Genomic DNA, 19,795 nt, shown 5'->3' with positions numbered 1-19,795 from the left:
TAAGAAGGAGGAATTAAATTCCCTTTCGCACTAACAGGGCGCGGCATTATAGGCGCCGCTACTGGCAAAACAATGGCTTTTTGCCGTGGCCCAACCGACAGAAATGCCACTGGTGCGCTTTAACGTGCCTCGTCCTAACCCACCCCCAATCACGAACGCCTTGAGTCAAACCCCTTAAAGCTTAACAATGTGTTACTTCTTGTTTCCCCCTTGAGACTCATTCATGACTGCCCCCTTGCGTTTTCTCGCCTGGCTGCTGTTGCCGGCGTTGATGTCGTGCAGCTTCAACCTGTTGGCCGCCACTGCCGAGGGCGCTCCACAAGCCCTGCATTTGCTCGACTACATCGGCGCTGACTACCCGCCGACGGTGGAGGCGGGCAAGGTGGTGGATGATTCGGAATACCGCGAACAGGTGGAGTTTCTCGGGGTGTTGCAGGGGCTGGTAGCAGAGTTGCCCCAAAGGCCCGAGCGCGCCGAGTTGGTAAAGGGCGTTGATCAATTACTGTCAGCGGTCAAAGCGCACGAGGACGGCGCGAGCGTCGCCCGTCAGGCCCGTCAGTTGGGCGCCAAGCTGGCCGTCGCGTACGAAGTCAGCCAGGCCCCGGCCATCACGCCTGACCCCACGCGCGGCGCACCGCTTTACGCCCAGCATTGTTCGGTCTGCCACGGCACGGCCGGCGCGGGTGACGGCCCGGCGGGCGTGGGCATGACGCCGCCGCCTGCCAACCTGCAAGATGCCACGCGGCTGGATCGCCTGAGCCTCTACGCGATCTACAACACCCTGGGCTTGGGCGTCGAAGGCACCGATATGCCGTCCTTCGCCGACCAGTTGGACGACCGCCAGCGCTGGGACCTGGCCACCTACATCGCCGGGTTCACCGCTGATCCGGCTGCGGCACACAGTGAGCAGCCCCTCAACCTCGCCGACCTGGCGCGCCAAACCCCCAATGAAGTGCTCGCCGCAGACGGCCCGGCCGCTGCCGCAACCTTCCGCGCCCAGCGTGCGCAACCGCCGCAGGTCAAGCGTGGCCCGGCGCAGTTGCTCGACTACACCGCGACGACCTTGGACAAGAGCCTCGCTGCGTTCCGTAACGGTGATCACGAGCAAGCCTACGACCTGTCGGTGGCCGCTTATCTGGAAGGCTTCGAGCTGGTGGAAAGCTCCCTGGATAACGTCGACGCCAACGTGCGCAAGGACACCGAAAAGGCCCTGATGGCTTACCGTCAGTCGTTGCAGGACGGCTTGCCGGTCGAGCAAGTGCAGCAGCGTCTGGACGTGGCCAAGGGCAAGCTCAGCGAATCCGCCGGCTTGCTGGGCAGCGACGGTTTGAGCTGGTCACTGAGCTACATCTCCGGTTTGTTGATCCTGCTGCGTGAAGGCCTGGAAGCGATTCTGGTGCTGGCGGCGATCCTCGCTTTCCTGCGTAACACTGGCCAGCAGTCGGCGGTGCGCAGCGTTAACGTGGGCTGGGGCCTGGCGCTGTTGGCCGGCTTGGCCACCTGGGCATTGGCGGCGTACGTGATTGACGTGAGCGGCGCCCAGCGCGAGTTGCTTGAAGGCTGCACCGCACTGTTCGCCAGTGTGATGGTGTTGTGGCTGGGCGTGTGGATGCACGACCGCCGCCACGCCGCCGCCTGGCAGGACTACATCAAGAGCAGCCTGGTGGGCGGTGGCGGGCGCTTCGGTTTTGCGATGCTGGCGTTCTTCTCGGTGTACCGCGAGCTGTTCGAAGTGATCCTGTTCTACGAAACCCTGTGGCTGCAAGCCGGCCCGGCCGGACACAACGCCGTGCTGGCCGGTGGCGCCACCGCGCTGGTGCTGCTGGTGGGCTTGGCCTGGGTGATCCTGCGCGGTTCGGCGAAGCTGCCGCTGGCGCTGTTCTTCGGGATCAACGCGGCATTGCTGTGTGCACTGTCGGTGGTGTTTGCCGGGCATGGCGTAAAGGCGTTGCAGGAAGCAGGCATCTTCGGCACGCGGCCCGTGGCGTTCTTTGACTTCGACTGGCTGGGCATCCACGCCGATGCGTATTCGCTGAGTGCCCAGGCTGTGGCGATCCTGGCGATTGTGGTGCTGTATGGCCGTAGTCGCCTGGCCGAAAAACGTCGCGTGGCGGCCTGAGCATGCGGGTGTGGATCGATGCAGACGCCTGCCCTCGGGCGGCCAAGGACCAAGTGGTGAAGTTCGCCCTCAAGCGCCAGTTTGAAGTGGTGCTGGTGGCCGGGCAGAGCCAGATCAAGCCAGGCTTTGCCTGCGTGAAGCTGATCGTGGTGCCCAGCGGCCCGGACGCGGCGGATGATTACCTGGTGGAGCACGCAGTGCCTGGCGAGCTGGTGATCTGCAGTGATGTGCCGCTGGCCGATCGCCTGGTGAAAAAGGGCGTCACGGCGCTTGATCCGCGGGGCAAGGAGTTCAGCCCGGCGAACATGAGCGAGCGGCTGGCGGTGCGCAACCTGTTTACCGACCTGCGTGAGCAGGGGCAGATGGGCGGTGGGCCGCCGCCCCATAGTGAGAAGGACAAGCAGGCGTTTGCCAACTCACTCGACCGCATCCTCACCAAGTTGATGCGCCCGGCCTGACTCCCTGGTGAGGTGCCTGGCTTAATTGTGGCTGAGCAGCGTCAGTCGTTTTCGTGGGTCAGTTCCAGCACGCGGTCCACCAGTTTGTTGATGCCTGAGGCCACTTCACTGATGTGCTTGCCGAGCATGTAAGCCGGTGTGCTCACCAGCTTGCGCGCCTTGTCTTCGACGATGTCTTCAACCGTGCATTCCTGGTGGGTGGCGCCCATCTTGTCCAGGGCGGCGGCAGTGTCGGCACAGTTGCCGATGGTGCAGGTCACGCCGGGTCCGTAGATCTTCGCGGCCAGTGCTGGGGAAATACAGATCAGCCCCACCGGCTTGCCAGCCTCGGCAAAGGCTTCGGCCAATGCCAATACCTGTGGGTTGACGCTGCACTCGGCGCCTTTGACTGCAAAGTCCGACAGGTTCTTGGCCGCGCCAAACCCGCCGGGCACGATCAGCGCATCGAAGTCTTCGACGTCGGCCTCAGCGATGTCCTTCACCTCGCCTCGGGCAATGCGTGCCGACTCCACCAGCACGTTGCGCGACTCGGGCATTTCCTCGCCGGTGAGATGGTTGATCACATGCAGCTGCGCAATATCTGGCGCAAAACATTGGACCTGAGCACCGCGCTGGTCCAGGCGCAGCAGGGTGATCACGCTTTCGTGGATCTCTGCGCCGTCGTACACGCCGCAGCCGGAAAGGATCACTGCAATCTTTTTGCTCATGGGCATTTCTCCTGGGGTCTTGGCGTTAAATGTCTACTAATTTGTAACCTGTTGCCAATGGGATCTCACGCCGCTGCACCTAATCTTGATGTAACAAAAATAGACCGGACTAGACCATGGACTTCGTGCCTTACGCGGTACCGTTTTTCATTGCCTTGATTGTGGTGGAACTGCTCGCCGACCGTTGGCGTGGTCAGCGCAACTACCGGGTGGCGGACGCCATCAACAGCCTCAGCACCGGAGTGCTGTCCACCACCACCGGGTTATTGACCAAGGGTGTAGGGCTACTGACCTACGCGTTCGCCCTCAAGCACCTGGCCGTGATCGAGCTGCCTGCCCAGAGCATCTGGACCTGGGTGTTTGCCTTTGTGTTCTACGACTTCTGCTATTACTGGCTGCACCGCATGGGGCACGAGCGCAATATCCTGTGGGCCGCGCATTCGGTGCATCACCAGAGCGAGGACTACAACCTCAGCACTGCCCTGCGCCAGACCAGCACGGGCTTCCTGCTGAGCTGGATCTTCTACCTGCCCCTTGCCGTGCTCGGCGTGCCGTTGGTGGTGTTCATCAGCGTGGCGTCGCTGAACCTGCTCTATCAATTCTGGGTGCATACCCGCCATGTGCCCAAGCTTGGCTGGTTCGAGTGGTTCTTCGTCACACCGTCCAATCATCGGGCCCACCATGCACAGAACGCTCTCTACATGGATCGCAACTATGGCGGGGTGTTCATTTTTTGGGACCGGCTGTTCGGCACCTTCCAGGAAGAGGACGACAACGAACCAGTGGTTTTCGGCGTGACCACACCCCTGGCCAGCTGGAACCCGCTGTGGGCCAACTTGCAATTTTATGCACAGCTGTGGAGCGATGCCCGGCGTACCGAGAGCACGTGGGACAAGCTGCGCATCTGGTTCATGCGCACCGGCTGGCGCCCGGCGGATGTGAAGGCCAAATACCCCTTGGCCAAGCCCGACTTGAGCCAGTTTCGCAAATTCGACGTGCCACTGGATGTACGCCAGCAGGTGTACATCGCCTTGCAGTTTGCGGTGTATGTGGGGCTTGGCAGCTATTTGATGAATTTTGGCGAGGGTTTGCCCGCGCCCGCGCTGATTGTCGGCTGCAGTGCGATGGCGCTTGGATTGTTTACCTTGGGCGTGGCCCTGGAGAATCGCCCGTGGGCGTTGAAGGCTGAGCTGGCGCGCCTGGCGTTGAATGTGCCGCTGGTATGGCTGGCACCTCAGGTGGGTCTATGGCCGGCCAGCCACTTGGGCTGGCTGGGGCTGCTCAGTTACAGCCTGCTCAGCGTGATCGGCCTCTACTGCTGTAGAAGCCGGCTTACTCGACTGGCGTCTTAGGCGCTTCGAGCGAAGCGGGCTCGGCTGCGAGCCGGGCCTTGGCGTCGGCACAGGCCTGGCGGGCGATACGGGCGTTCTTGAAGCGTCGGCGCAGCCACAGGGCAAAGCCCAGCAAGAGCAAGGCGCCCAGTACCCACAACTCGTACTTCTTGACGCTACCCAGCATGCCTTCCAGCACCGCGCCGAAGTGATAAGCCGCCGCACCCAAGGCCGCGGCCCAGATGGCAGCACCAATACCGTTGAGGATCAGGTAGCGCAGTGGCGGATAGCCTGACAAGCCAATCGCGACGGGCATCACCGTGCGTAATCCGTAGACGAAGCGAAAGCTCAGCACCCAGATATCCGGGTGTTTGCGGATATGTTCCAGCGCCTTGTCGCCCATCAACTGCCAGCGCGGCTTGCGCGCCAACAGCTTGCGGCCGTGCTTGCGCCCCATGTAGTACCAAAGCTGGTCGCCGGCGTAGCTGCCAAAGAAGGCAACGACCACCACCAGGTTGATATCCATGTAGCCACGGAACGCCAGGAAGCCTGCGAGCACCAGAATGGTCTCGCCTTCAAAGAAGGTCCCGAGGAAGAGGGCAAAGTAGCCGAAGTCATGCAGAAATTGTTGAAGCATGGTCTGGGTGCTGGCGAAATGAACGCGCAGCCTACGCCTTCGTGAACATTCATGAAAGTATCGAGATGTGTCACGAAGTGAACAATTCCTACATAAACGACGAATGCGACTACAGGTCGCATCGTTAAGCACAACTGTCATACCTTCGTCATAATGGCCGCTTATAACTGCAACGCTCGCCCGTAAAACCGGGCTCAGGAGTCTGTCGTGAGCTTTACCCCAGCCAATCGCCTGTTTCCCGCCACCCGCTTGCGTCGCAATCGCCGTGACGATTTTTCGCGCCGTCTGGTTCGTGAAAACGTCCTGACGACGAACGATCTGATCCTGCCGGTATTTGTGCTGGACGGTGACAATCGGCGCGAAGCCGTGGCGTCGATGCCTGGGGTGGAGCGCTTGACCATTGATCTGCTGCTTGAAGAGGCGGCGGGTTGGGTCGAATTGGGGATTCCGGCGTTGGCGCTGTTCCCGGTCACGCCGGCTGAACTCAAGTCCCTGGATGCTGCCCAAGCCTGGAACCCGGACGGCATCGCCCAGCGCGCTACCCGCGCCCTGCGTGAGCGCTTCCCGGAGCTGGGGGTGATCACCGACGTAGCGTTGGACCCGTTCACCACCCACGGCCAGGATGGCATTCTGGACGAAGACGGCTATGTTCAGAACGACATCACCGTCGATGCGCTGGTCAAGCAAGCCTTGTCCCACGCCGCGGCAGGCGCTCAGGTGGTGGCGCCGTCGGACATGATGGACGGGCGCATCCAGGCGATTCGCGAAGCCCTGGAACTGGCCGGCCACGTCAATGTGCGGATCATGGCCTATTCGGCCAAGTACGCCAGCGCCTACTACGGCCCGTTCCGCGATGCGGTGGGCTCGGCCCTGAACCTGGGCAAGGCGAACAAAGCCTCTTACCAGATGGACCCGGCCAACAGCCATGAAGCCTTGCACGAAGTGGCGGCCGACCTGGCCGAAGGTGCCGACATGGTGATGGTCAAGCCGGGGATGCCGTACCTGGACATCCTTTGGCGGGTCAAAGATGAATTCAAGGTGCCGACCTTTGTCTATCAGGTCAGCGGCGAATACGCGATGCACATGGCTGCAATACAGAACGGATGGTTGAGTGAAGGGGTGATTCTGGAATCCCTGACGGCCTTTAAACGTGCCGGGGCTGATGGCATTCTGACCTACTTTGCCGCCCGCGCCGCCCAATTGCTTAGAGAGCAACAATAGCCCTCACAGGAACACTCGATGAATACCGAAGGACTCTCCGAAGTTGCAGTAAAAGACGCTCACCCGGTGGTCGAACAAATCGCCGAGACCCCGCCGGAGCTTGAACCGGCCCCGCCTGCCGTGGTGGCCGAAGCCCCCGCGCCAGCGCCGGTGCCGATGGTGACCAACCTGGATGACAGCAGCCTGTACATCCACCGCGAGCTGTCGCAACTGCAATTCAACATCCGCGTGCTGGAACAGGCGCTGGATGAGTCCTATCCGTTGCTCGAACGCCTTAAATTCCTGTTGATCTTCTCCAGTAACCTGGACGAGTTCTTCGAGATCCGCGTCGCCGGCCTCAAAAAGCAGATTACCTTCGCCCGTGAACAAGCCGGTGCCGACGGTCTGCAACCGCATCAGGCGCTGGCGCGCATCAGCGAACTGGTGCACGGCCATGTGGACCGCCAGTACGCGATCCTCAACGACATCCTGCTGCCGGAGCTGGAAAAACATCAGGTTCGCTTCATCCGTCGCCGCCACTGGACCACCAAGATCAAGACCTGGGTGCGCCGCTATTTCCGCGACGAGATCGCGCCGATCATCACCCCGATCGGCCTCGACCCGACGCACCCGTTTCCGTTGCTGGTGAACAAGAGCCTCAACTTCATCGTCGAGCTGGAAGGTATCGACGCCTTCGGTCGAGATTCCGGCCTGGCGATCATCCCGGCGCCGCGCCTGCTGCCACGGATCATCAAGGTACCGGAGGAGGTGGGGGGCGCTGGCGACAACTATGTATTCCTGTCGTCGATGATCCACGCCCATGCCGATGATTTGTTCCAAGGCATGAAGGTCAAGGGCTGCTACCAGTTCCGCCTGACCCGTAACGCCGACCTGGCGTTGGACTCCGAAGACGTCGAAGACTTGGCCCGTGCCCTGCGCGGCGAGCTGTTCTCGCGCCGTTACGGCGATGCGGTACGTCTGGAAGTGGCGGATACCTGCCCGAAACACCTGTCGGACTACCTGCTCAAGCAGTTCAACCTGGGCGAGACCGAGTTGTACCAGGTCAACGGCCCGGTGAACCTGACGCGCCTGTTCAGCATCACCGGCCTGGACAGTCACCCGGAGCTGCAATACACGCCGTTCACGCCGCAGATCCCCAAGCTGCTGCAAAACAGCGAGAACATTTTCAGCGTGGTGAGCAAGCAGGACATCCTGCTGCTGCACCCGTTCGAGTCCTTCACACCGGTGGTCGACCTGCTGCGCCAGGCCGCCAAGGACCCGCACGTCTTGGCCGTGCGCCAGACCCTGTACCGCAGCGGTGCCAACTCGGAAATCGTCGATGCCCTGGTGGACGCCGCGCGTAACGGCAAGGAAGTCACCGCGGTGATCGAGCTGCGTGCGCGGTTCGACGAAGAGTCCAACCTGCAACTGGCCAGCCGCCTGCAAGCAGCCGGTGCGGTGGTGATCTACGGCGTGGTCGGCTTCAAGACCCACGCCAAGATGATGCTGATCCTGCGTCGCGAAGCCGGCGAGATCGTGCGCTACGCCCACTTGGGCACCGGCAACTACCACGCCGGCAACGCCAAGCTGTACACCGACTACAGCCTGCTGACCTCCGACGACGCCTTGTGTGAAGACGTCGGCAAGTTGTTCAGCCAGTTGATCGGCATGGGCAAGACGCTGCGCATGAAGAAGCTGCTGCACGCACCGTTCACCCTCAAGAAGGGCATGCTCGACATGATTGCCCGCGAGACCCAGTTCGCCCTCGACGGTAAACCGGCGCACATCATTGCCAAGTTCAACTCGCTGACTGATCCGAAGATCATCCGCGCGCTGTACAAGGCCAGCCAGTCCGGCGTGCGCATCGACCTGGTGGTGCGTGGCATGTGCTGCCTGCGTCCGGGCATCGTGGGTGTGTCGCACAATATCCACGTGCGTTCGATCATCGGGCGCTTCCTGGAGCACACGCGGGTGTTCTACTTCCTCAACGGCGGCGAAGAGCAGATGTTCCTCTCCAGCGCCGACTGGATGGAGCGCAACCTCGACAAACGTGTGGAGACCTGCTTCCCGGTGGAAGGCAAGAAACTGATCGTGCGGGTGAAGAAGGAGCTGGAAAGCTACCTGACCGACAACACCCACAGCTGGAGCCTGCAGTCGGACGGCCGTTACGTGCGCAACACGCCGACCGGCAACCAGAACCCGCGCAGTGCGCAGGCGACGTTGCTGGAGAAGTTGGGTAGCCCGATTCTTGCGGTGAACTAAGCACCGACGCGGTCTGAAAATGTGGGAGGGGGCTTGCTCCCGATGAGAGAGTGTCAGTCAACAGATTCATTGACTGGTCCACTGCCATCGGGAGCAAGCCCCCTCCCACAGTTGTTTGCGGTGTTTTTAGCGCAGGTTCAGGCTGAACCCCACCCGTGTCAGCCACTCCGCTTCCTGCGCAAAGTCCGCCTGGGTCAGTTGGTTCTCGTCCAGCCAGCCTTTCGGAAACACGACATCCAGGCTGTCGCCGTTGGCGCGCAGTGTCACCTGAGGCATTTCCTGGGTGCCACGGATATGGTGGAACAGGATCGCAAAACGCAGCAGGACGCACAGGCGGATCAGCTTGATGCCTTCGTCGCCGAACTCGGCAAACTTGTCCTTGGGGATGTTACGGCGATGGCCACGCACCAGCAGTGCGAGCATCTGCTGGTCTTCCCGGGAGAAACCGGCCAGGTCGGAGTGCTCGATCAGGTAGGCGCCGTGCTTGTGGTAATGGTAGTGGGCGATATCCAGGCCCACTTCATGCACCTTGGCAGCCCAGCCCAGCAGCTCACGCCATACGCCGTCTTCCAGATCCCAGTCCTCGGCCACTTGGTCGAAGGCGTGCAGGGCTTTGCGTTCCACACGGGCGGCTTGTTCCAGGTCGACGTGATAACGCTCCATCAGCGAGCTGAGGGTGCGCTCACGCACGTCTTCGTGGTGATGGCGACCCAGCAGGTCGTAGAGCACGCCTTCACGCAGGGCGCCGTCGCAGTGGTCCATGCGTTGCAATTCGAGGGCGTCGAAGATCGCTTCGAGAATCGCCAGGCCGGCCGGGAAGATCGTGCGGCGGTCCGGCTTGATGCCGTCGAAGTCGATTTTTTCGGCATCGCCCAGCTTGAACAGCTTGCGCTTGAGCCAGGCCAGGCCTTCGGCATTGACCTCGCCAGTGCCGTGGCCGCCCGCCTTGAGGGCCAGGCCGATGGCGCGGATGGTGCCGGATGAGCCGATGGCTTCATCCCAGGTCAGGCGGTGCAGGGCGTGCTCGATGCTCATGATCTCCAGGCGCGCTGCCGTGTAGGCCTGGGCGTAGCGCGCCGGGGTGATCTTGCCGTCCTTGAAGTAGCGCTGGGTATAACTGACGCATCCCATCTGCAGGCTTTCGCGCAGCAGCGGTTCGAAACGCTGGCCGATGATGAACTCGGTACTGCCGCCGCCGATGTCTGCTACCAGGCGCTTGCCGGGGGTATCCGCCAGCGTGTGGGATACGCCGAGGTAGATCAGGCGCGCTTCTTCACGGCCAGAGATCACCTCTACCGGGTGGCCGAGGATTTCTTCGGCGCGACGGATGAATTCGCCACGGTTACGCGCTTCACGCAACGCGTTGGTACCGACGATTCGCACAGCGCCCAGGGGCATGCCGTTGATCAGTTGGGCGAAGCGCTTGAGGCAATCGAGCCCGCGCTGCATGGATTCTTCGTTGAGCTGGCGCTCGTCGTTGATCCCGGCAGCCAGTTGTACTTTCTCGCCGAGCCGCTCAAGGATGCGGATCTCACCGTTCTGGGCCTTGGCCACGACCATGTGAAAGCTGTTGGAGCCCAGGTCGATGGCGGCGATCAGGGACAGATTCTTGGCTTGGGATTGCGGCATGGTTTGGGGGTCTCGGTCGATAACCTTGCCATCGTGCCACGATCGACCGCTGACGCCAACGCGTAGCGCCAGACGAATTCCAATCAGTACCTCGGCGGAAATCGCAGAGGCGTGCTGTAGGAAGTTTTCATGACGTTTGTATTACAAGTTCGGTGGGTATTGTAGTTATTAAGTTTGGAAACTTTCATTTGTACGGTGTTCGCAAACTCCTACATGGTTTTGTATTGGTCCTCGGCTATTTTATTTTGATTCGTACAGTGATTGATCCTGCGAGAAAGTGTCGCGGCTGATCGTTCTTACGAGGGTTGATATTTTTTCCGGTTTTATCGTCTGTGTAGAGTGTTGATACTTTGTGTCGGCGTTTAGGCCGTGGTGGTATTTATTTATAGGTGGGCGTTTCAGAAGAGGGGGTTGCTGGCGGCCTTCTTGCGAAGTTCATGTTGTGAGCTTTTGATCATTAATCGTGTGTCAGATAAATAATCTTTGACTGAGGTGGGTTCTATATGAAGAAGAAAAGTGCGTTGTGCGTGGGTTTATTCCTAGCGGTTGCTGGTGCAAGCGTCCAGGCCGCGGATTTGCGTGTAAGGGGTTCCATTACACCGCCGAGCTGTAGTTTTGCCATCGGTAACTCGAACATTGATTATGGTCGGATTAATGCAGGCTCGTTGAACTCGACGAGTTATACCAAACTGGCAAAAAAGGGCACGCAGTATGCGGTGAGGTGTTCGTCTCCTACGATGGTCGGGATCAGGACCCTGGACAATCGTGCTTCCAGTAAAGTCCCTGGCATGATGCAGGTCATGTATAACCAGACCTATAACGACAGGTTCAACTTCGGCCTCGGCACGACGGCAAGGGGTGAGAGGATCGGCGGTTACGTTATCTTTATGGAAAATAACGTTGCTGATGGCCGGTCCGTTCTTGTCGCACGGTCGCCTAACAATGGGGCATCGTGGCACTACACCGACCCGGTGTTGGGGCAGTCGCCGGAGTTGGGCAGTTGGCGCACCAGCATCGCGTATTCACCCTCCAGGGTTGGCGTGGTTTCCGGTAACTTGATGGTTCAGCCCGTTATCAATAAAACCTCTGCATTGACCATGAACGGCGAAATCAGGCTGGATGGTCACGCTACCCTTGAGTTGGTCTATCTCTAAGTTGCCCGAGCACCACACTTATTGCCGTGAATGTTTTAACTGACGGCTGCAAGTGTTGCGTGTCGCTTCGCTGCTTATAAACAACGCTAGGTCGGCCAGCGCAGGCTGAAGCTTTTATTGTTTGAGGCTCTAACGTGCGTTGGCTGCTTTGCCGTGCCTGAAGTAAAGGGAAAATCGAATGAGCATCATCTCAATGTCAAAGGCGTTTATACCGTTTTACCTGTGCGTTAACTTTTTTTTATGTGGTGCAGCCTACGCCGATGGGATGGAGCCTGAAACTACTGTCATTGTGTTGAACGAGGCAGAGGGTGAGGTCAGTATTAATGTCAAAAATACCGACAACGCACCCGCACTGCTCCATTCGGCGGTTGAGGACATTCCGGAAGATCTTGAGCCGCTGGTGATCGTTACGCCGCCGGTGGCGAGGGTCGATGGTGGCGAGCTACAAATGGTGAGGTTCTTGGCTATCGGCAAGGAGCCGCTCAAGACCCAGCGTTTGAAACGTGTCACCTTCGAAGGCATTCCGCAAACCAAGCCTGGGTCGGGTGCCACGATCGGTATCAGCTTGCGGCAAAACGTGCCGTTGATTCTCCACCCCAGGGACCTGCCACAGCACAATTCGCCTTGGGAGCTGCTGACCTGGCGCCTTCAGGGCAAAACCTTGAGTGTGCAGAACGACAGCCCCTATGTCGTTCGTCTAGCCGCCGAGGTGCAGCTTAATCCGCAAAATACCAAAGCCTACCTGTCACGCACTTACATCCTGCCGGGGGAGGTGCTGAGCACCGAATTTTCAAGCCCTTCCCCGGATGCCACGACCGTGACCATCGCACCTGCCACTGTCTATGGCTTTAACGTAGATAGCTACGATGCCACCCTTTTAGCCAACACGCCTTGATCCCGCATGAGGAAACTAAACGGGGTCACCGGTGCTGTTCGTAAAAACCAGCGTGATAGGGGAAAGGCCCGCGCGCCTTTTATATTTAACCGCGTCAGTCTCCTTATCTGCGCCGCGATGTTGGCGGCGGGCACGGGGCACGCTTATGCCGAATCTGGGGCATCCCCCCCGGGATTCGATCTGAGTATCTTGCTGGCGCGTGGACTTGATCCATCGGTTGCCCGCTATTTTCGCGACGCACCCCGTTTCAGTGAAGGCGCTCGGGTCGTCGATCTGACGGTGAATGGCGAGCGTATTGGGTTGACCGATGTGCGGTTCGACCATGAGGGGAAGCTGTGTTTTACCCGAGGTCTGTTGGATCGAGCCGGTCTGCACACGCCCACTGCGGTGATAAACAACCAGGTTGGCGCTGATCAAGCCTGCCATGACTTTCTTGCCGAGTTTCCCAGCACGATCTTGAACCTGAACCCGGGCAGTGAAGCAGTGTCGATCGTGGCGCCAACCCAATCGATACGCGAACCGCAACGCGCTACCGGCCATTTCGTGCGAGGAGGAACGGCCGCCCTGCTCAACTACGACGTGCAAGGCGTCAACAGTCATTCGCGAGGGGACACGGGACGTTTTCTCTCGGCTTCTACGGAGGTAGGGTTCAACGTCGGTGATTGGATTGCACGCAGCCGTCAGCTCTATCTCTCTACCGAAGGTCGGTCAAGCACGGAACACTTGTACGCGTATGCGCAGCGGGATATTGCGCCGTTGGCGTCTACTTTCCAGGTGGGGCAAATATCCAGTCGTAGCCCCGTGTTTGGCGGGGTGCAAATGACGGGCGTTCAGCTGTCTCCAGACGGTGTGGAAGGGGGCGGCGGCGGCAATGGCGTGGTGGTCGAAGGCCAGGCGCTGAGTCAGTCGCGGGTAGAGGTACGTCAGTCGGGTGCACTGATCTATACGACGGTCGTGCCAGAAGGGCCGTTTGCGCTGAGCAACCTGCCGTTGCTCAACGGCACGAGTGACCTTGAGGTACGGGTTATCGAGACCCGTGGTGGACAGCGCAGTTTCGTCGTGCCCGCCGCTTCTTTTCGCGGTGCGGTGCCGATGAAGTCAGGCTATACGGCGGCTGTCGGCAGGGTTCGGGATGTGGACCGCAGTGGTGCCGATGAGCCTCTGCTGGGCATGGCCAGCGGGACCTTTGCGCTCAGCCCCAGCACCACCCTCAGCTCGGGTGTACAGGCCACCGATGACTACAACGCGCTGGGGGTGGCGCTGGACAGCAGTTTCTCCGAACGTTTCTCGGTTGGCTTTCGCAACAACCTGTCTCGCGATGGCGAGAAAAACGTACGGGGTATGCAAAACAGCATCTCGTTGGGCAGTGCATTGCCCAGGGACGTGCAAATGACCTTGAGCGCCACGACTCAGACCCGTGGCTATCGGGATGTGCTCGATGCTGTGCGCACCGATGTTGGCGAAGCGACGGACTCGCGTTTCAAAAACCAATACACCGCGGGCCTCAGTTGGGCAGACCCGCAGTTAGGCGCCTTCTCGGTCGGCTACACCCGTGCCGCACACTTCAACAGTCGCACCTCCTCGCAAGTCCATGGCTTCTGGAGCAAGGATTTCAAGTACGCCAATGTCGGGTTGAGCATGGACTCGCAGGTGGGCAATACCGGCAATCAGAAAGAAGACAACGAAGGGGTTGGCGTTCGTTTGCAGATCAGTGTGCCATTGGGCGGCGACCGTGCGTTGACGTCGACGGCCAGGCATCAGGGCGGGCGATCGAGTATCGGCACCGCCTACAGCGAACGTGTTGACGACACGCTCAATTATGAACTTCGCGCCGACAGCGACTTGGCACCTGACGTCCAGCATGCCCTGGGCGGTACGCTCAACACGACGTCCCGTTATGCCCAGTTGGGCCTGGGCGTCAACCGGGACGCCACCAGCAGCAGCTACAGCGGGCAGTTGCAAGGTGCGGTCGTGGCGCATGAGCGTGGGCTGACGCTGTCACCGTACAGGGTCGAGGATACCTTTGGGGTTGCTTCGGTCGGCGATGTGTCGGGCGCGCGCATCACCACGGCCCAGGGGCCCGTATGGACTGATCATTGGGGAATGGCGGTGATACCCGGCTTACCTGCGTATCAGAGCAGTTTTGTTGCGGTGGAAGGTAAATCCCTGCCACGACTGGTGGACATCAAGAACGGCACCAAGACCCTGGAAGTCGGGCGGGGCTCATTCAGCACGGTCGACTTTGAAGTGGTGAAGGTCCGGCGATTGCTGTTGCGTGCGACCGATGCAAGTGGCCAGCCGTTGCCCAAAGGCGCTTCGGTTTTCGCCGCAGACAAGACCTTCCTGACCACCGTCGTCGGGGACGGCCTGATCTTCCTGAATAACATTGACTCGCCGCAGGCCCTGACCGTATCAGCGCCTAACGCGACCTCTTGCACACTGCAAATCGACCTGGCGGAACAAAGCGATGGTGGCCAACATTATGAAAGCTCGGCGGCGGTCTGCCGCTAGTGGTGCCCTGGCGTCGGGAGCGCTTGCGGTTGTCGTGAGCCTGCTGACGGTGTTTGAGGTCTCGGCGGCTGAGTGTCGACTCTCAGTGAGCCAGCCGCACATTGATTACGGGCCTCTGCGCCCCGGTACGACGCACGATTCACGCGGGATACCTCTGGGCAAACGCGTGGTGCGTCTGAACGTGACCTGCCCTGACGACCGGTTGATCGCCTTGCGTTTTCGGGGTGTACCGGCGGATGCGCAGGGCTTTGGCTTTGGCCGGCACGGGCGTTTTGACGTGAGCCTGCAGCAGCCGCTGCTGGATGGCCAGCCGATGGAGTTGGCGCCGATGAACAGCCGTACCGAGCGCAGTGGCCAGTTGCGGCCTGATCAAGCGCTGGTGGTACTGAAGGCCGGACAGCCGATCGCCGGGCGGGTGTTTTCTGCGCAGGTGCAGGTCGATGCCTACCTATCGCACACCGCCCCGGCAGTACGCGATAAAACGCTGTTGGAGGGCGGTGGGCGTTTCGAGCTGGTACCGGGTGGTTGAACGATCAGGCGTGCGCCTCGGTGGTGCCGATGAAGTTTGCCAACTCAGCCGTCTGCGGGTTGGCAAACAGCAGCTTTGGATCGCCCACTTCATGCACTTTCCCTTGGTGCATGAACACCAGCTTGTCGCCGACCTCACGGGCAAAGCGCATCTCGTGAGTCACCATGATCAGGGTCATGCCGTCCTTGGCCAGTTGGCGCACCACGCTGAGCACTTCATTGACCAACTCCGGGTCCAGGGCCGAGGTGATTTCATCGCACAGCAGCACCTTGGGCGACATGGCCAGCGCGCGGGCGATGGCGACGCGTTGCTGCTGGCCGCCGGACAGGCGGTCGGGGAAAGCATCGAACTTTTCCCCCAGCCCGACACGCTCCAGCATCTGCCGGGCAAGCTGTGCCGCCTTGCCTTTGGGCACTTTCTGCACCACCTGCGGCGCGAGCATGACGTTTTCGCCGACGGTCAGGTGAGGGAACAGGTTGAACTGCTGGAACACCATGCCGACTTTCTGACGCAGGCTGCGCAGGTCCGCGCGGGCGGCGTCGAGGTATTCGCCGTCGACCTCGATCACGCCGTCGTTGATCGATTCCAGGCCGTTGAGGGTACGCAGCAAGGTGGATTTACCCGAGCCACTGCGGCCGATGATCGCCACCACCTGGCCTTCTTCAACCGTCAGGTCGATGCCCTTGAGGACATGGTGATCGCCGTAATACTTATGCAGGGCGGAAATTCTAAGCAGAGGCATGCAGTCTCCTTTCCAGGTAGCGCGCACTGAGGGACAAGGGGTAGCAGAGCAGGAAGTAACCGAGGGCCACCAGGCCGTAGACCATGAAGGGCTCGAAGGTGGCGTTGGCGAGCATGCCGCCGGTCTTGGTCAGTTCGGTGAAACCGATGATCGAGGTCACGGCGGTGCCTTTGACCACCTGCACCGAGAACCCTACGGTTGGCGCCACGGCAATGCGCAGCGCCTGGGGCAGGATCACGTAGCGCAGTTGCTCAAGCGGGTTCAGCGCCAGGCTGGCCGAGGCTTCCCACTGCCCGTGGGCGATGGAGTCGACGCAGCCGCGCCAGATTTCGGCGAGGTAGGCGCTGGTAAATAACGTGAGGGCAATGGCCGCCGCCAGCCAGGGCGAAATATCGATCCCCAGCAAGGCGATGCCGAAGAACACCAGGAACAGCTGCATCAACAGCGGCGTGCCCTGGAACAGTTCGATATAGAGACGCGCCACATTGCGTGGGAGCGCCTTGCTGCTGATGCGCATCGTCATCACCAGCAAGCCGATCAGGCCGCCGCCGATAAACGCTACCAGCGACAGCAACAAGGTCCATTGCAGGCCCGTGAGCAGGTTGCGCACGATGTCCCAGAACGAAAAATCACTCATCGGCTGTTCCTCATCACAAAGCGGCGGCCGATCCAGTTGAGCAACTGGCGAATCATCAACGCCATGCACAGGTACACCAAGGTGGTCAGGGCATAGGTTTCAAACGCGCGGAAATTGCGCGACTGGATAAAGTTGGCGGCGAAGCTCAGCTCTTCGGTGGCGATCTGCGAACACACTGCCGAACCGAGCATCACGATGATGATCTGGCTGCTCAGGGCCGGCCACACCTTGCCCAGCGCCGGCAGCAGCACCACATGGCGGAACGCTTCGAAACGCGTCATCGCCAGTGCGGCGGCGGCTTCCAGTTGCCCACGGGGGATGGCCTGGATGCCGGCGCGGATGATCTCCGTGGAGTAGGCGCCCAAGTTGATCACCATCGCCAGTACGGCGGCTTGCCACTCGGTGATCTTCAGCCCCAGGGACGGCAGGCCGAAGAAGATGAAGAACAACTGCACCAGGAACGGCGTGTTGCGGATCAACTCGACATACACGCCGAAGCACCAGGCGAATGGCTGGATCTTCCACGCCCGCACCACTGCGCCGACAGTGCCCAAGGCCACGCCAAGGATCGCGCCGATGACCGTCAGCTCAAGGGTGAACAGCGCGCCGCGTAGCAGCAGGTCGGTGTTGGCCAGCACGGGTACGAAGTCAAATTGATACGCCATGAGTCAGCTCCGTCGTATCAGAGATCAGCAGGCAGCGGCTCTTTGAGCCATTGCATCGCGTTCTTTTGCAGGCTGCCGTCAGCCTTGCCCGTGGCCAGGATCTGGTTGACCTTCTCCAGTAACGCCGGCTCGTTTTTGTTCACGCCGATGTACACCGGCGAGTCCTTGAGTTTCACCTTCAGCGCCGGCACACGTTTGGGGTTGCGCTCGCTGATCGCCACCATCACCACGTTGCCGCTGGCAATCAGATCGACTTGGCCGGCCAGGTAGGCGGCGATGGTCGAGTTGTTGTCTTCAAAACGCTTGATCGTTGCTTCCTTGGGCGCGACGGCGGTCAGCTCGATGTCTTCGATGGCGCCACGGGTCACACTGATGGTCTTGCCCTTGAGGTCGTCGAGGCTGTTGATGGCGGCATCAGGTGGGCCGAAAACGGCCAGGTAGAACGGCGCGTAGGCCTTGGAGAAGTCGATGACTTTTTCCCGCTCCGGGTTTTTGCCCAGGCTTGAGATCACCAGATCGACCTTGCCGGTGGTGAGGAACGGGATGCGGTTGGTGCTGTTGACCGGGGTCAGCTCCAGCTTGACCTTGAGCTGGTCGGCCAGCAGCTTGGCAGTGTCGATGTCCAGGCCGCGTGGCTTCATGTCGGGGCCGACTGAGCCGAACGGCGGGAAGTCCTGGGGCACGGCGACCTTGAGGGTGCCACGGGCGACGATATCGTCCAGACCATTGGCCTGGGCGGGTGCCTGGCTCAGCATCAGGCTGGCAAACAGGGCAGTAAGCAGGGCGCTGTAGCGCTTGGTCATGGCAACTCTCCGAGAAGGGCGAAGGGATTTTCTGGATTTGGCTTGCTTGGGGGATTGCACAGCCCATGCCAGCCCGCTCGGAATCGTCTGCAAGGCTGGAGTTTGTTGAGTTTCAGTGGTCTTACTGGTCTGAACAGTAGCTGAGCTTTTCGCACCCTTTTCGAGCGCCGCTAAAACCCTGCGAGCCCCTTTGGGGCGTGGCTTGCCGTCGGCCGCGAATAGCTTTACAACTAGCCGCTCTGTTGACTGAAACCTTGAGTTTTTTATGAATTCCATCGCCCAAGCCGTACCGGAAGCGGCCCTGCAGGCCATCCGCAAACTGATCAAGGAACAGGGCTTTGGGCCGGGCGATGCGTTGCCGTCCCAGCGCGACCTGGCGGTGCAGTTGGGCGTGAGCCGGGCGTCGCTCCGTGAGGCACTGTCGTCCCTGAGCGCCCTGGGCGTGGTCAGCGTGCAGCCGGGCAAAGGCGTGTTCGTGCAGGCGGTGGAGGACGCGCCGGGCTTTGCCTGGCCTTTCGCGGCCCAGGCCACGCCGCTGGATATCTTCCAGTTGCGCTACGCCTTGGAAGGGTTTGCGGCGGGCTTGGCAGCCGTCACGCTGACGATCGATGAGCTGGACCGTCTTGACGATAACGTTGAAGCAATGCGCAAGGTACTCAAGGCTGGCGACTTCGAGGCGGCGGCACGGCTGGACTTCGAGTTCCACCAGCGCATCCTGTTGGCCAGCGGCAACCAAGCGATGGTGAGTATCCTGAGTGCCAGCGCCGAGGTGTTCCTGGAAAGTCAGAAATTACCGTTCATCCGACCGGAGCGGGCTATGGAAACCTGGCAGGAACATCGCAAAATCCTGCGCGCCCTGGCCCGCCGCGCCAGTGCGGCGGCACAGAAAACCATGCAGGAACACGTACGCAACGCGGCGCTGCGTACGGGCATTGCCTTCGTGACACCGGTTACGCCTTGAGTTGGGCTATACCCAAACTCATGCACCACCATAGCAAGACTCAATCAGAGGCGGCTTCCTGAACGGGGGAAGGGCGGCTATGATGGGCAACGTTTTTTTTGCTTACAATCCGGAGACATCCATGAGCAACGATCTTATCAAGCACGTCACCGACGCGACCTTTGAGGCCGAAGTACTCAAGGCTGCTGGCCCGGTGCTGGTTGACTACTGGGCTGAATGGTGCGGCCCTTGCAAAATGATCGCTCCGGTCCTGGACGACATTGCAACCACTTACGAAGGCAAGCTGACCATTGCCAAGCTGAACATCGACGACAACCAGGAAACCCCGGCCAAGCACGGCGTGCGCGGTATTCCTACGCTGATGCTGTTCAAGAACGGCAACGTCGAAGCGACCAAAGTAGGTGCGCTGTCGAAGTCCCAGCTGCAAGCTTTCCTCGACGCCAACATCTAAGCGTCGTCAAAAAAGCCCCGCAAATCGCGGGGCTTTTTCGTTAAACAGGGCTAGACGCTCCGAAACTCAGGTGGTACATTCGGCCCCGCACTGGTTTCTCCACT

Annotated in this window: 18 protein-coding genes; 11 read left to right on the top strand and 7 right to left on the bottom strand. The window is 60.4% G+C overall.

The features are described from left to right. The first annotated feature begins 223 nt into the window (after positions 1–223). Together PspS35_RS28740 and PspS35_RS28735 are read left to right on the top strand one after the other, a co-directional pair. On the top strand, positions 224–2,119 hold the full coding sequence (locus PspS35_RS28740; RefSeq protein ID WP_159937763.1) for a cytochrome c/FTR1 family iron permease: 1,896 nt from the start codon (positions 224–226) through the stop codon (positions 2,117–2,119). Positions 2,120–2,121: 2 nt separating this feature from the next. Next, the gene (locus PspS35_RS28735) at positions 2,122–2,577 is read left to right on the top strand and encodes a YaiI/YqxD family protein (RefSeq protein ID WP_159937762.1); all 456 of its coding nucleotides are present in this window, start codon (positions 2,122–2,124) and stop codon (positions 2,575–2,577) included. A gap of 41 nt (positions 2,578–2,618) precedes the next feature. On the opposite strand, the gene elbB is transcribed toward PspS35_RS28735, so the two are convergent. Further along, positions 2,619–3,284 (bottom strand): isoprenoid biosynthesis glyoxalase ElbB, encoded by a 666-nt coding sequence (gene elbB, locus PspS35_RS28730; protein ID WP_159937761.1) that lies wholly within the window; start codon positions 3,282–3,284, stop codon positions 2,619–2,621. Between the two features lie 116 nt (positions 3,285–3,400). Here elbB and PspS35_RS28725 point away from each other — a divergent pair, with 116 nt between their 5' ends. Further along, positions 3,401–4,636: a sterol desaturase family protein gene (locus tag PspS35_RS28725; RefSeq protein ID WP_159937760.1), complete on the top strand. Its 1,236-nt coding sequence runs from the start codon at positions 3,401–3,403 to the stop codon at positions 4,634–4,636. On the opposite strand, the gene PspS35_RS28720 is transcribed toward PspS35_RS28725, so the two are convergent. Continuing rightward, positions 4,617–5,252, bottom strand: a complete 636-nt coding sequence (locus PspS35_RS28720; RefSeq protein WP_159937759.1) for a DedA family protein — start codon at positions 5,250–5,252, stop codon at positions 4,617–4,619. The two genes, PspS35_RS28725 and PspS35_RS28720, sit on opposite strands and share 20 nt — an antisense overlap. A 207-nt stretch (positions 5,253–5,459) precedes the next feature. Between PspS35_RS28720 and hemB the strand changes: the two genes are divergently transcribed. Both hemB and ppk1 read left to right on the top strand, forming a co-directional pair. After that, positions 5,460–6,473: a porphobilinogen synthase gene (gene hemB, locus PspS35_RS28715; protein WP_159937758.1), complete on the top strand. Its 1,014-nt coding sequence runs from the start codon at positions 5,460–5,462 to the stop codon at positions 6,471–6,473. Positions 6,474–6,491: 18 nt separating this feature from the next. Then, complete coding sequence (ppk1, locus tag PspS35_RS28710; RefSeq protein WP_159937757.1) at positions 6,492–8,714, top strand: polyphosphate kinase 1; 2,223 nt, start codon at positions 6,492–6,494, stop codon at positions 8,712–8,714. A 126-nt stretch (positions 8,715–8,840) separates the two neighbouring features. Here ppk1 and ppx read toward each other — a convergent pair whose 3' ends face one another. Continuing rightward, positions 8,841–10,343, bottom strand: coding sequence for an exopolyphosphatase (gene ppx, locus PspS35_RS28705; RefSeq protein ID WP_174244847.1), 1,503 nt, complete (start codon positions 10,341–10,343; stop codon positions 8,841–8,843). A gap of 503 nt (positions 10,344–10,846) precedes the next feature. Between ppx and PspS35_RS28700 the strand changes: the two genes are divergently transcribed. The 4 genes from PspS35_RS28700 (at position 10,847) to PspS35_RS28685 (ending at position 15,432) form a co-directional block, all read left to right on the top strand. Beyond that, complete coding sequence (locus PspS35_RS28700) at positions 10,847–11,497, top strand: DUF1120 domain-containing protein (RefSeq protein ID WP_159937756.1); 651 nt, start codon at positions 10,847–10,849, stop codon at positions 11,495–11,497. 178 nt (positions 11,498–11,675) lie between these two features. Further along, entirely contained in the window at positions 11,676–12,392 is a 717-nt protein-coding gene (locus tag PspS35_RS28695) for a fimbria/pilus chaperone family protein (RefSeq protein WP_238785955.1), read from the top strand. Positions 12,393–12,398: 6 nt separating this feature from the next. Continuing rightward, positions 12,399–14,903, top strand: a complete 2,505-nt coding sequence (locus tag PspS35_RS28690; RefSeq protein WP_159937755.1) for a fimbria/pilus outer membrane usher protein — start codon at positions 12,399–12,401, stop codon at positions 14,901–14,903. Positions 14,904–14,937: 34 nt separating this feature from the next. Beyond that, positions 14,938–15,432: a hypothetical protein gene (locus PspS35_RS28685; protein ID WP_159937754.1), complete on the top strand. Its 495-nt coding sequence runs from the start codon at positions 14,938–14,940 to the stop codon at positions 15,430–15,432. A 4-nt stretch (positions 15,433–15,436) separates the two neighbouring features. On the opposite strand, the gene PspS35_RS28680 is transcribed toward PspS35_RS28685, so the two are convergent. The 4 genes from PspS35_RS28680 to PspS35_RS28665 are packed head-to-tail and all read right to left on the bottom strand — an operon-like array spanning position 15,437 to position 18,279. Further along, positions 15,437–16,174, bottom strand: a complete 738-nt coding sequence (locus tag PspS35_RS28680) for an amino acid ABC transporter ATP-binding protein (RefSeq protein WP_159937753.1) — start codon at positions 16,172–16,174, stop codon at positions 15,437–15,439. Further along, entirely contained in the window at positions 16,161–16,811 is a 651-nt protein-coding gene (locus PspS35_RS28675) for an amino acid ABC transporter permease (RefSeq protein WP_159937752.1), read from the bottom strand. Before PspS35_RS28675 ends, PspS35_RS28680 begins: the two co-directional genes overlap by 14 nt. Further along, positions 16,808–17,476, bottom strand: coding sequence for an amino acid ABC transporter permease (locus PspS35_RS28670; RefSeq protein WP_159937751.1), 669 nt, complete (start codon positions 17,474–17,476; stop codon positions 16,808–16,810). The genes PspS35_RS28675 and PspS35_RS28670 overlap by 4 nt, the downstream gene beginning before the upstream one ends. 17 nt (positions 17,477–17,493) lie before the next feature. Next, positions 17,494–18,279, bottom strand: coding sequence for a transporter substrate-binding domain-containing protein (locus PspS35_RS28665; RefSeq protein WP_159937750.1), 786 nt, complete (start codon positions 18,277–18,279; stop codon positions 17,494–17,496). A 265-nt stretch (positions 18,280–18,544) separates the two neighbouring features. On the opposite strand from PspS35_RS28665, the gene PspS35_RS28660 reads away from it, so the two are divergent. Both PspS35_RS28660 and trxA read left to right on the top strand, forming a co-directional pair. Next, positions 18,545–19,240, top strand: coding sequence for an FCD domain-containing protein (locus PspS35_RS28660; RefSeq protein ID WP_159937749.1), 696 nt, complete (start codon positions 18,545–18,547; stop codon positions 19,238–19,240). A 121-nt stretch (positions 19,241–19,361) separates the two neighbouring features. After that, a complete protein-coding gene (gene trxA / locus PspS35_RS28655; RefSeq protein WP_015886460.1) occupies positions 19,362–19,691 on the top strand; it encodes a thioredoxin TrxA in 330 nt (109 codons plus the stop codon). Positions 19,692–19,795 lie beyond the last annotated feature (104 nt).

The sequence above is a fragment of the Pseudomonas sp. S35 genome, from assembly GCF_009866765.1.
Lineage (GTDB): Bacteria > Pseudomonadota > Gammaproteobacteria > Pseudomonadales > Pseudomonadaceae > Aquipseudomonas.
This window is presented reverse-complemented; position numbering and strand designations above follow the sequence as displayed.

What these genes read in the sequence shown, in the direction of transcription:
- PspS35_RS28695 (WP_238785955.1), top strand. Translation starts at nt 11,676, where the DNA reads ATGAGCATCATCTCAATGTCAAAGGCGTTTATACCGTTTTACCTGTGC.
- PspS35_RS28665 (WP_159937750.1), bottom strand. Translation starts at nt 18,279, where the DNA reads ATGACCAAGCGCTACAGCGCCCTGCTTACTGCCCTGTTTGCCAGCCTG.
- PspS35_RS28680 (WP_159937753.1), bottom strand. Translation starts at nt 16,174, where the DNA reads ATGCCTCTGCTTAGAATTTCCGCCCTGCATAAGTATTACGGCGATCAC.
- PspS35_RS28725 (WP_159937760.1), top strand. Translation starts at nt 3,401, where the DNA reads ATGGACTTCGTGCCTTACGCGGTACCGTTTTTCATTGCCTTGATTGTG.
- PspS35_RS28670 (WP_159937751.1), bottom strand. Translation starts at nt 17,476, where the DNA reads ATGGCGTATCAATTTGACTTCGTACCCGTGCTGGCCAACACCGACCTG.
- ppk1 (WP_159937757.1), top strand. Translation starts at nt 6,492, where the DNA reads ATGAATACCGAAGGACTCTCCGAAGTTGCAGTAAAAGACGCTCACCCG.
- PspS35_RS28660 (WP_159937749.1), top strand. Translation starts at nt 18,545, where the DNA reads ATGAATTCCATCGCCCAAGCCGTACCGGAAGCGGCCCTGCAGGCCATC.
- elbB (WP_159937761.1), bottom strand. Translation starts at nt 3,284, where the DNA reads ATGAGCAAAAAGATTGCAGTGATCCTTTCCGGCTGCGGCGTGTACGAC.
- PspS35_RS28690 (WP_159937755.1), top strand. Translation starts at nt 12,399, where the DNA reads ATGAGGAAACTAAACGGGGTCACCGGTGCTGTTCGTAAAAACCAGCGT.
- PspS35_RS28675 (WP_159937752.1), bottom strand. Translation starts at nt 16,811, where the DNA reads ATGAGTGATTTTTCGTTCTGGGACATCGTGCGCAACCTGCTCACGGGC.
- PspS35_RS28720 (WP_159937759.1), bottom strand. Translation starts at nt 5,252, where the DNA reads ATGCTTCAACAATTTCTGCATGACTTCGGCTACTTTGCCCTCTTCCTC.
- ppx (WP_174244847.1), bottom strand. Translation starts at nt 10,343, where the DNA reads ATGCCGCAATCCCAAGCCAAGAATCTGTCCCTGATCGCCGCCATCGAC.
- trxA (WP_015886460.1), top strand. Translation starts at nt 19,362, where the DNA reads ATGAGCAACGATCTTATCAAGCACGTCACCGACGCGACCTTTGAGGCC.
- PspS35_RS28740 (WP_159937763.1), top strand. Translation starts at nt 224, where the DNA reads ATGACTGCCCCCTTGCGTTTTCTCGCCTGGCTGCTGTTGCCGGCGTTG.
- PspS35_RS28700 (WP_159937756.1), top strand. Translation starts at nt 10,847, where the DNA reads ATGAAGAAGAAAAGTGCGTTGTGCGTGGGTTTATTCCTAGCGGTTGCT.
- PspS35_RS28735 (WP_159937762.1), top strand. Translation starts at nt 2,122, where the DNA reads ATGCGGGTGTGGATCGATGCAGACGCCTGCCCTCGGGCGGCCAAGGAC.